Origin of the sequence: Microcoleus sp. Pol12A5, from assembly GCF_036701435.1 — a bacterium.
Classification (GTDB): Bacteria; Cyanobacteriota; Cyanobacteriia; order Cyanobacteriales; family Microcoleaceae; genus Microcoleus.
Window position 1 is genome coordinate 25,533 of sequence record NZ_JAUBQU010000062.1, and the last position, 11,744, is coordinate 37,276.

Consider the following 11,744-nt stretch of genomic DNA (forward strand, 5'->3'; position numbering starts at 1 on the left):
GTCCGTTGTTGACCGATATTAATGAGCTCTCTCTTCTCTTCCTCTGCGTTGTCTGCGTTCTCTGCGGTTAAATCATTCCGATGCAACCGGAATTGATAGGACAACCAACAACTGGCAACTGACTATTGCAGCGGCAAAAATACCGTCATCACCTCGCCCTTTTGGGGCCGCTGGCGAATTACCAACTTCCCGCCAGCAGCCCGAAATAAATTCTTAGTCACGCTCAAATTTAAACTCAAACTTCCCGTCTCCGGCTGCACCATCAACAAAGGCCCGATCGAGCGCAAAGGACCATTCGCCTTAGCTGCAAAAGTCGATGCGCCATTATCTTCAGGTAAGTGTTCCGATTCCAACTGCAACTTTAACTGATCGCCCGCCAATGTCACCTCCACCTGAATGCGACTACCGGAGGGCAAAGTTCGAGTAAAATTCTCAATCAAATTAGTTAAAACCTGATCCAACATCGTCGGATCGCTGACTACCGCAGGCAACTTTTTCGGCACAATAACTTCCAAAGTGTGGTTTCGCACAGCGGCCTGTTTTTGCCAGCGGGGAATGCTATTTTGTAGCACTTCACCGAGAGACATGGCTGTTAGCTGCACGCCAGAATTTTTAGCTTGCGACATTTCCAATTCCACGGCACGGAAAATTAAACCGAAGCGATCGATCTGAGAGGTACACTCAGCATCAATCATTTCCAAACGCTTGACCACAACAGGATCGAGCTTGGGACGTTTCAGCAACAATCGAGTCAGCGTGCGGATAGTAGCCAAAGGGGTGCGGACTTCATGGGCGATCGCCTGTAGCAATTCCACCTCTTTAGTAGCCAGAGGAATTGGAGATTTGCAGTTGATATCTGTAGCCGATAACTTTTTATGCCTCGGATTCAAACCATCATCAATTCTTTCATCCTTTATCCTGCTTCCTTCCTCTTTCCCAATCGGCAAATTATGCAACAGCAAGCGGCTGAACTGCATCACTATTTGATAATTTGGCTCCAAAGGCAAAAACTGCTGGAAAAGCGCGTCTAATTTAGTAGAATTATTAGTTAATTGGCTAACTGATAAATTGAAGCTACCGTCAGAATTGGCAAGCAAACATTCGCTTTCTGTCACCCTGCGCCGCAAAACTTCCCAAGCTTTGGCGACTACTTGCGGATCGAAAGAAAATAGAAAAGCCGGAATTCCCGCAGAATTTTCACCCAAAACCATCACCAGGCTAAAACTAGCAGTTAAAACCAAACAAAACTGCTCGTGCGCCAAAGGATCGCCACTTGCCAAAGCCAAAGCCGGGGCCGCTGCAGGCACTGATGTTTGCACATCAGTCGCCGGCATTAAAGCTAAAGTTTGTCTGGCCCGAAAAGACCACAAAGCTGCATCGTTGTCGGGAATACTGGTAAAAATCCAATTGGCAAAGCCATTGGCCAAAGCCGGGTCAGTCAAAACCGAAGACGGGCCCGACAAAACCAATCCCTGACAGGCATTGGGAATTGTCGATCGACAATTTGCTCGATCGGCATCTGCTTTTTGTCCTGATTTTTGCCGATCGAGCATTTGATTCAAAGCTGCGATCGCCCCGTACCATTCCTGTTCAGCTTTCAGCCGAGAAGCCCCACGGCTGGCAGGACACCGATGGCGGTTCTTTTCTCCCGCCAACTTAGCATCAAAGAGACTCAGGTCATTTTCTTGGCCTTCGGAGGCTAAAATTTCGCTTATTGTCGGTAAAAAGTAAGTATTCACAGTTATAAACCCACCTTCGGAGGCATGAAGGGTGAAGTATTTATGTATAGGAGAGTTCAGGAGTTAGGAGTCAGTCGATTTTAGATTTTAGATTTTAGATTTTAGATTTACCCCACAGATAAATCTGGGAGGTTGAACTAGGGTCTAAAATTTTTATCTTTCCACGACAGGAGTACGTGGCACGGTATCCGTTTTTGGGCTGGGTCAAGCACCAGCACGATCTAAAAATCCCGCATAATTTCTTGCGCCTTCCTCCTAACCCACAGGATATCCACATTTGTCAACTAACGATATTGGCAGAACCGTACCAATAAGTCGCAATCTCCGCGCTTGCGGCGGTATTTTGGACGATCGCCCTGACAAAAGTGCAAAATGAAGTAAGTTAAACACCGCGCTTTCCTTATGCCCACCTCGATCGCCGACTCGAAAAATCTGCTGTCAGACTTAATGGCACGCTACCGTCACCAAGTCGATTATCTGGCAATTCGACTGGAAGAAGCCGAAGGCACCGACATCCTGCTGCGGGGCGAAAAAATTGAAACCCTCAGCGAAGGAGTCTCAATTGGCGGCCAAGTCAGAGCTTGTCACAAAGGCGGCTGGGGCTTTGCCAGTTTTAACCGACTTTCCACCCTCGCCGAAAGAATCGAAGAAGCCATCGCCGCGGCCAAACTGATCGGGGAAGAAGAAACGATTCTGGCGCCTGTCACCCCAATACAAGACATTTGCTTGCTGCCGCTGACAGGAACAGACCCCCGTCTGGTTCCCCTAATTGACAAAAAACAATTGTGCGATCGCTACGCGGCAATTCTCCGCAGCATTGACCCCCGCATCGCCACCATCTCCGTGCGCTACGGCGACAGCACCCAGCGGATGATCCTCGCCACCTCAGAAGGCACCATGCTCGAACAAGGTTGGGCAGACATGGAAATGCGCTTTGCGGCCACAGCCCGCAGCGGGGAAACCGTACAAACCGGCCGCGAAACCACGGGTTCCCGCAAAGCTTACGAAGACTTAACCGAGCTTGATGTTCAAGTTCGCAGCGCCGCCCAGAGAGCCGTAGATTCCCTAGCTTTACCCCCCGTCCAAGGCAACACCTACACCGTCGTCATCGACCCAATTTTGACCGGATTGTTCGTCCACGAAGCCTTCGGACACCTTTCCGAAGCGGACATGGCCTACGAAAATCCCGACATCTTGGAAATTATGACCCTCGGCCGCCAGTTCGGCCCCAAAAACTTGCAAATTTTCGACGGTGCAGCGCCAGAGGGACACCGTGGCAGCTATTTCTACGACGATGAAGGCACTCCCGCGACTACTACTCAGTTAATTAAAGACGGCGCTTTAGTCGGGCGGCTGCACTCGCGGGAAACTGCTGGCAAGTTGGGAGAAACGCCTACTGGCAATGCTCGCTGTTTGAATTATCATTATCCGCCGATCGTCCGCATGACGAATACTTGGATCGAACGCGGTGACACGCCAGTTGCTGACTTATTTTCTGGTATCAAAGAAGGAGTTTACGCGCGCAATTGGCAAGGTGGCATGACTAACGGCGAAATGTTTACTTTCAGTGCCGGCGAAGCTTGGATGATCCGCGACGGAAAACTAGACAATCCGGTGCGGGATGTTACTCTTTCGGGTAATGTTTTCAGCACTTTAGCCGATATTGAGGCGATCGGCGACGATTTCTACTGGGATGAATCCGGCGGCTGTGGCAAGGCAGGACAAAGCGGTTTGCCCGTCGGCTGTGGCGGCCCGAGTTTGCGGATTCGCGATGTCGTTGTTGGTGGTGAAGCTGCGGCAGAGGATTAAAGCTGCAAAAGTTTAAAAAATAAAGGTAAAGCGCCAGATTCCTACTCGCGCTTTACCTTTATTTTTTAAGTTCAACATTTCGCGCCCGTTTGTGGTGTCTGATATTTTGAGGATGCTTGGCGAAACAACCGGAATAGCGAACAATTATGCTTTGAGTCGTCAAATACCGCTGAAAAATCGGTTTTTTGGTACGCAGTACCTAAGTCCCGAATTAATAAATCGAAATCTTCAATTTTTCTCTTATTCTCCCAATTTTATATTCTCCCATTCTCCCCCTAATTCTCTGCAATTATCGCTTTTTTCGGCTTTATCTCCCGGTTCCTCGTTGTGGTGGCTCATCTTTACCGTTATCTGCGTCAAAGGTCGGAGTGCCAGCTAGAGTGGTTAAAATTTCGGGAGCAGAGTTGTCTTGAGCAAAAAAGGTCGATCGAGTTTCTAAGCTTTGAGTATTAACTGCGCCAGCACTCAGTAACAGGCTTGACATCAGGATGGAAGAGTAAACGCGCATCATAAATTTTGGTGTTTGTATTTTCCCCTTCTTGATACGCAGTCTGTACTCTGCTATCAGGATAAAAAAATAATTGCGGTGAAATCATCAATTAGTAAGTAAGGGCACTTGCAATTTTTTTGACTTTTGGTTAAAAGCCGGTGAAATCCATCATCTAGCTCGCTTTTTCACTGATAATTTCTAGTTCTCTGCTATTTGCGGGCAACCAGCATAATTCAAGATTATGTTCAAAAAAATCATGCTACTCTTCTATGCCCGTCTTCCCAACCCTGGTAGTTATAAATTATTCCCCAATCTAAAATCTAAAATCTAAAATCTAAAATTCTATCACCCCTGGAATCCTCTGGAAACGCTCTTCCAACAAGGAAACAAAAACCGCCAATTGTAAAGTTTTACTACTTTTATGATTAACTGCATAATTTATTGAGGTGAAGCGGCAACCCGGGGATTAAAGAAACCACAGGAGAGTACCAAGGCGCGCCATCCGCACGTTACATATACATATCTTGGTGAATGAGATTCCTTAAAGCGGGCAATGCCTAATGTTCACATTTACTTCATAAATGGTTGATATTGTATTTTTAAATAAATTGTGAACCTTTTATTTTTTCCGATCTTTTCCCATCTTTTCCGATCTTGCTTTGTGACAAAAGCGCTTACGCGCCACTCCGAAGGAGGAGTCGAAAGGGGTTGGGGAAAAAAGCCCGTTCACAAAATCGTGGAGTCAATCTCAAATCTCAACTCTCAAATCGAACTGGCGCGCAGGGAGTAAAAAAAACCTAGTTTTAAAACTGATATCGCGGAGTCAATCTCAAATATCAAATCTCACAGCGACTGACTTGCACATCTACCTGCGGGAATAGCGAGTCGAGGGTTGACGAGTTGTCCAAAATAACATCAGCTTGTTGACACTTTTGAGCCAGCGGTAACTGGGCATTAATGCGGGCATTAGCTCGATCGTAACTCAAGCCGTCTCGCTGCATTAGTCGTTCTAACTGCACTTCGGGTGAACAGTACACTACCCAAATTTCAGTACACAAGTCAGTCATGTTAGCTTCAAACAGCAGCGGCACTACCAAAACCAAAGTCAACGTGTCAGCCTTGGCACAGAAACCTGTTTTTTTTTCAACAATACTCGGTTCTAGCTTGTGGTGAAAAAACCCGGTTTCTTGAGTCTTTGTACCTAAATCCTGTGTGTCTTGGGATACCAAACTCGATGCAGCAATGCAGCTTTGAGTTTCCTCAACTAATCGGCGGCGCACGTAAGGGTGAATCTGTTGTTCCAACCACTGCCGCTCGTCTGCGTTAGAAAAAATAATACTTCCCAACTCTGGCCGATTTAAATTGCCGTCCGGGAGCAAAATACTCGCGCCGTATCGTTTTACAATAGAGTCAAGTATTGGCGAACCGGGGTTCACAGCTTCGCGGGCGTAAATATCGGCATCTAAAATCGGAAATCCACAGGCATCTCTCAGATAATTAGATATAGCGGTTTTACCGGTGGCGATGCCCCCAGTTAAACCAATCAGACGGACAATTCGATCGCTCATAATTTTCTCTGTTTAAACTTCCTGTGTTTCGACACTTACTGTCAGTCTTTGCTATGTTGGTGACACAATCAAATTTAGACTTAAAATTTAAGATTTGCGATCGAGAGTTCGCGTTAGGAAGTGTCAGCATTGGGGTGCGATCGGCTCTTTTTTACCTAAAATCTCAATTTTAAACTCGAATTAAGGTCTAGACCGAGGCAAACTTATGAATGCTCAACGTGCTGTGCGGTCGATTCTGGCAGCAATTCCCCTTGCTGGATTTTTGATAGTAGATTTTTTACCCAACCTGGTTTTCCTCAAAGAAAACAGCAGCGGATGGGTAGTCGTGGCAATTTATCCCCAATCTCAAATTGCTGCGGCACAATCTATTACTCCAGCCCCAGACGGCACCGGAACCGCTGTCACCGTCCCAGGTACAGGGTCGTCTCCTCGCTACGATATTAAAGGTGGCACTCCCTCCAGAGACGGAGCAAATTTGTTCCACAGTTTTACTCGGTTCGGTCTGAATTCTGGTGAAACTGCCAATTTCATCTCCAACCCAAGCGTTAAAAATATCCTCGGCCGCGTTGTCGGTGGGGACGCTTCCTTAATTAACGGTCTAATTCAAGTTACTGGCGGCAATTCTAACTTGTTGCTGATGAATCCCGCAGGCATTATCTTCGGAGCAAATGCCCGACTCGATGTGTCCGGGTCTTTTTTGGCTACCACCGCTAGCGGTATCGGTTTTGACGACCGTTGGTTCAACGGTACAGGGGCGAACGACTACGCTGCCCTAGTCGGAACACCGAATGCTTTTGTTTTTGGGCCACAGCCCGGAAGTATTGTCAATGCAGGTAACTTGGCTGTCGGAACCGGGCAAAATTTGACTTTGCTGGGCGGTACGGTAATCAGTACAGGGCAACTTTCAGCCCCAGGCGGTCAAATTACTGTGGCGGCTGTTCCGGGCGAAAATCTGGTGCGGTTGAGTCAAAACGGACTTTTGCTGAGTTTAGAAGTTTCTCCAGCAGCCGGAGTGTCGGGTTCCGAAGCGGTTCCCTTCTCTCCCCAGAGTTTACCAGGGCTGCTTTCGGGCCCCGGCGTGGCTCACGCTACGGGTATAACTACGAACGCTCGAGGTGAAGTTGTGCTCACAGGCGGCCCAACAGTGCCAGGAGGTCCTGGAACTGCGCTGGTAGCGGGATCTGCGGACGTGTCTGCTACGGGGGGCGCGGGAGGAAGCGTCAACGTGTTGGGCGACAAGGTAGGGCTGTTGGGAGCGAAGATTGAGGCTTCCGGGCCCGACGGCGGCGGAACGGTGCGGATCGGGGGAGATTACCGAGGCGAGGGAACTGTGCCGAATGCCAGGATGACTTACGTGGATGCCAAAAGTTCTATCGCCGCCAACGCAACTGAATCAGGCAACGGCGGGAGTGTTTTTGTCTGGGCTGACAACACAACAGCATTTTTGGGCAGCATCAGGGCAAATGGCTTTTCTGCAACGGGAACCGCAGGTGTTGGGGGGTTTGTGGAAGTGTCGGGCAAGCAAAGATTAATTTTTAACGGTAAAGTCGATACTTCTGGGACAAACGGTTTGGGGACTTTGCTGTTAGATCCGGAAAATATTTTAATTACAGATTCCCCAGAAGGTGCGGGCGATGCGGAAATCATTGCCAAAAATAATATTTTGGCAACAGGAACGCTAGCAGGACAGGAAAACAATTCTGAGCCTTCGCTGACAATTTCGGCTACAGCTTTAGAAAGTATGTCGGCGACTTCAAATGTGGTTCTCGAAGCGCTCAACGATATTACAATTGCTGATTTGGCAGACAATCAGTTAAGCTTTCAAGCAACTACTGGTTCGGTAACATTAAGAGCAGATGCCGATCGCAGTGGCGCAGGTGCTTTTTCGATGAATTCTGGAGATACAATTAGCACGGCTGGCGGTGCGATCGCCATTTCGGGAAATCAAATTACTGCGGGCGATTTGTCGAGTAACGGGGGAAATATTAGTTTGATTAGTCCGGGTTCGACTGTTGCAAACAACATTTCTTCATCCAATCCCAGCAGCGGCAGCAGCGGGAATATTGTACTCGAAGGCCTGAATGTAACGGCCCAAAAACTTGATGCCAGCGGCCCGGAAGCGACGGGAAATGTAAATGTGACGGCTCGGAATGTTCTGGGAGTGAGCTTCGTCGCAGGGGGGTCGGGAAACATTACTTTGACGGGCGATGAAATTAATTTTAAAGGCGACAAAAATTCAGTCAGCGGTACTGGCTTTTTGGTACTGCAACCTTGGAGTCCCGGTCAAAATATTGCGATCGGCGGTTCTGGAGATGTCGGTACTAATATTTATTTGAATCTGACGGCAAGCGACCTCGGAAGTTTGGAAAATGGGTTTGCTGGAATTACGATCGGCCGCAGCAACGGTATCGGTTCCATTCTGATTGCCAACGATTTCACATTTTACGATCCGCTAATTATTCAGTCGCCAGCGGGTTTGGGAACAATCACTACCACAAATTCCTTGACCGCGGCCGACAATGCCTCAATTACTCTCAAAGCTGATGGCAATATCAGAACCGGAAATATCACTACCAAAAATCAGGAAATTCGCATCGTCAGCACCGCAGGCAATGTCACAACCGGTCGGCTACTTACTGGAACTTCCCGCACCATCAACACTTCTGTCAATTCTTCCGAAGATACAGGCAATTCGGCGGGAGATGTTAGTGTTACCGCACAGGGAACGGTGACTGCCGGGGCGATCGACACGAGGGGCGATCGCGCGGGGAAGGTAACGCTGACGGGGCGCAATGGAGTCACTGCGGGGGCGATCGAAGCTGGTGGCGCCCAAACAGGGGGAGATATTACCCTGACGGGCAACGAAATTGACTTGACAGGTGACAAAAATTCGATCGCCAGCAACGGCAATCTGGTGTTGCAACCGGCCGATCCCAGTCAAAATATTATAATTCAAGGTTCTGGCGATACAGAAGCTCTGAACTTGACTGCTGCTGAATTGAACACTTTTCGGAATGGGTTTGCTTCGATCGCGATCGGGCGCGCTGACGGTAGCGGTGTGATATCGATTGCTTCTGGAACGCCAAATTCAACGGCAAATTCAACGCCAGCGGCCGTGACATTTCAAGATCCGACGACTATTCGATCGCCCAATGGCGCAGGCGCGATCGTGGGGACGGGTGCGATCGTCGGCGCTGATAACGCCACGATCTCTCTGATGGGCGGTACTGTAGCCGTCGGAGACGTTACCTCGACGGCGGGGATTAACATCACTAGCAGTCAAGGCAAGTTGACTGCGGGTACGGTTTCATCTCGCTCAACTTCCGGGGTGGCGGGCCCTATCAACATTCGCAGCGCCGGTGCGGTAGAAACCGGCAACATCGATGCTTTTGGTGTCAGAAGCGGGGGAGATATTTCGATTGCGGCGCCGGGCCGGATCGTTACAGGGGTGATCAACTCGAGTTCGCAATCGGGAAGTGCCGGTTCGAGCCAAATTATCGGGCAGAAAGATGTTGAAGTTGTTTCGATCAAAGCTCGTGGCAATACGGGCGGCGATGTGGCAATCGAGGCTGGGGGAGCGTTTCGGACTCCGGGAACAGGAACTGCTACTGAGCGCGCCGAGGTCAGCATTTCTACAGACGGCCTGGCTCAATCGGGTTCACAGACGCTGCTGCAAAGCACTTGCCCGTCGGGAACCTGCACGGCGGCGACTTTTGGGACGGGAAACTCGAAGTCGAACACTGCCACCTCCTCAACTACTATTGGGCCGCTGGCGATCGTGCCGAGTCCGGCACCCACTACCAGCGTGGAACTGCAAACTACAGACAATTCTCAACAAATTGTGACTCAAGTGACTTTAGGCACGGCAGCGTCGGTGCCAAAGAGCAGTAACGCAAATGTCTCGTCAGAGCCTGCTGCTACCTCTTTTGAGGCGCGGCAGAACGAGCCTGCTAGCGGCCCGGTACTGCTGTCGCCGTCGGTGTTAAAAGACAATTTGGGTACGCCTGCGACGACAGAAAACGCCAGCGTGGCAACAACTTCACAGAAGCCTGCGAGTGCGGTGAGTACACAAAGTATCGGGAATGTAAGAGTTCCTGAGATTTCTAGAGCGAGTTCGATCGCGCAAATAAGTCCGATCGACGCAGTGCAGCAAAGGGATAGAACTCAGGGCCGGGAATTTGAACGTTACTTTGGGGGCAATCTCACTGAAAAGTCAGTCACGCAGCAAAGTATTCGAGATACTCTCAGTAGCGTCAATCGGTTGACTGGGGTTAAACCCGCCATTCTTTACGTGTGGGCAAAAGACAAACATTTAGAACTTGTGTTGTTATTGCCAGACGGCAAAAGTGTTTTTAAAAGCGTGCCTGCAAGCCGCCAGACAGTGCTGCAAGTTGCTAAAGAATTCACTAATGCTATCAGAACTCCCAGGAGATTGAATGCTGCTGACTACAAGCAACCTGCCGAGGAACTTTACCAGTGGTTAATTGCACCGCTGCAAGCGGACTTGGAGGCTAACAAGATTGACACCTTGGTGTTTTCGATGGATTCAGGTTTGCGAACTTTGCCTTTGGCTGCTCTTTACGACGGCAAGCAGTTTTTAGTAGAAAAGTACAGTCTGGGGCTGATTCCGAGTTTGAGTTTAACTGATACTCGCTATGCCGGTGTTAAGGGTTCTGAAGTTTTAGCGATGGGTGCGTCGAATTTTCCGGCCAAATACGATCAAAATCCTTTGCCTGCGGTGCCGTTGGAACTATCGACAATTGTGGGCAAGATTTGGCCGGGTTCGTCTTTTCTCAATGAAGCTTTTACTTTGGCAAATTTGAAGCAGAAGCGCAATCAACCGCAATACAAAATTATTCATTTAGCTACTCACGGTGATTTTCAGCCTGGGGGGGCGGAAAATTCTTACATTCAGTTTTGGGATACTAAGTTGCGGTTGAATCAGTTGGATCAGTTGAAGTTATCTAACCCGCAGGTGGAGTTGTTGGTTTTGAGTGCGTGTACTACGGCGGTGGGAGACGAACAAGCTGAGTTGGGGTTTGCGGGGTTGGCGATACACGCGGGGGTAAAATCGGCTTTGGCGAGTTTGTGGTATGTCAGCGATGTCGGTACTTTGGGGCTGATGACTGAGTTTTACCAGCAGTTGCGTACAACGCCGATTAAGGCTGAGGCTTTGCGGCAAGCGCAGTTGGCTATGCTGCGGGGAGAAGTGCGTTTGCAAGATGGTTATTTGGTGCGATCGGGCAAAAATCAAGCTCTGCCTTTACCGTCGGAGTTGACCGCTAGGGGCGATCGAAATTTGTCGCATCCTTATTATTGGGCTGCTTTTACAATGATCGGTTCGCCGTGGTAATTCTTACGGGTTACTTGTTCTTGGTTATTTGTTATTTGTTGGTTCCAATAACCAATAACTAATGACTCATAACTAATTGCTAGCTGCTATTTGACTCAAGCGTTTGAGGATGCGGAGTGCATCATGTAAATTATTGGTGCGATTGCTAATTCCAAATAAATCAGATGTGCTATATCCAGGTGATTCTCCTTTCACTAATTTTACAAAGATGAAACTGCCGCCTGTAGCAATCATGCCGTAACCAGGTTTGTCCGGGTTGGGATTTGCCAGCATATAAGCTAAGATTTTCGCCAAGCCGGCTTCAATCGAAAATGAAACTCGCTTGGATTCTATTACCACCAGCCACAACTGCTCTTTTAAAAGTAAAGTATCTAGGCTACCTTGGATGATAACGCCTTCATCTTCTTCGGAAATTTAAACTGATTTTTTGGGTTTAATGTAGAAAGGATGCAGATAAAACTCGCCGACAAATAACAGCGGATAGGCGCTCGACAAACTAATGTTGTTTTCCAGCATTGGCGGATACTCTAGCAAGTTGCAGTAACCAGCTTTAATCAGATTTAGCTGTCGTTTTTGAAAGTCGGTGATTTCGGGCATCTCGTCTTGCCATTCTCTAAAAAACTGGTCGTCTGTGACAAGTTGCAGGTCAAAAAGCGTTTTTAATTCTTCTAATGTGACATTGTTAGCGTGAATTGTTTGAACTCTAATTAGGGTTTGCTGAAGCAGTTGCAAAAGTAAACACTGTATGAGTTGTGTTATCCTAAAAAGGTGGAAGGGTGCAAGAA

At 48.5% G+C, this 11,744-nt stretch carries 6 protein-coding genes and 1 pseudogene; 2 read left to right on the plus strand and 5 right to left on the minus strand.

What is annotated here, in order from left to right:
* Positions 1–122 precede the first annotated feature (122 nt).
* The gene (locus QUA45_RS17290) at positions 123–1,739 is read right to left on the minus strand and encodes a HAMP domain-containing sensor histidine kinase (protein WP_333221683.1); all 1,617 of its coding nucleotides are present in this window, start codon (positions 1,737–1,739) and stop codon (positions 123–125) included.
* Positions 1,740–2,141: 402 nt separating this feature from the next.
* On the opposite strand from QUA45_RS17290, the gene QUA45_RS17295 reads away from it, so the two are divergent.
* Positions 2,142–3,548 (plus strand): TldD/PmbA family protein, encoded by a 1,407-nt coding sequence (locus tag QUA45_RS17295; RefSeq protein ID WP_333099225.1) that lies wholly within the window; start codon positions 2,142–2,144, stop codon positions 3,546–3,548.
* A 307-nt stretch (positions 3,549–3,855) separates the two neighbouring features.
* Here the strand turns inward: QUA45_RS17295 and patX are convergent, their stop codons facing one another.
* The gene (gene patX / locus QUA45_RS17300; protein WP_333099227.1) at positions 3,856–4,059 is read right to left on the minus strand and encodes a heterocyst-inhibiting protein PatX; all 204 of its coding nucleotides are present in this window, start codon (positions 4,057–4,059) and stop codon (positions 3,856–3,858) included.
* Between the two features lie 815 nt (positions 4,060–4,874).
* Positions 4,875–5,606 carry a dephospho-CoA kinase gene (gene coaE / locus QUA45_RS17305; RefSeq protein ID WP_333099229.1) on the minus strand — a complete coding sequence of 244 codons (732 nt, stop codon included), beginning with the start codon at positions 5,604–5,606 and terminating at the stop codon, positions 4,875–4,877.
* Positions 5,607–5,811: 205 nt separating this feature from the next.
* Here coaE and QUA45_RS17310 point away from each other — a divergent pair, with 205 nt between their 5' ends.
* The gene (locus QUA45_RS17310; protein ID WP_333221684.1) at positions 5,812–10,959 is read left to right on the plus strand and encodes a CHAT domain-containing protein; all 5,148 of its coding nucleotides are present in this window, start codon (positions 5,812–5,814) and stop codon (positions 10,957–10,959) included.
* Positions 10,960–11,031: 72 nt separating this feature from the next.
* Here QUA45_RS17310 and QUA45_RS17315 read toward each other — a convergent pair whose 3' ends face one another.
* Together QUA45_RS17315 and QUA45_RS17320 are read right to left on the minus strand one after the other, a co-directional pair.
* Complete coding sequence (locus tag QUA45_RS17315; protein WP_333099231.1) at positions 11,032–11,298, minus strand: hypothetical protein; 267 nt, start codon at positions 11,296–11,298, stop codon at positions 11,032–11,034.
* Between the two features lie 75 nt (positions 11,299–11,373).
* A pseudogene (locus QUA45_RS17320) lies at positions 11,374–11,744 on the minus strand (hypothetical protein); the annotation flags it as partial.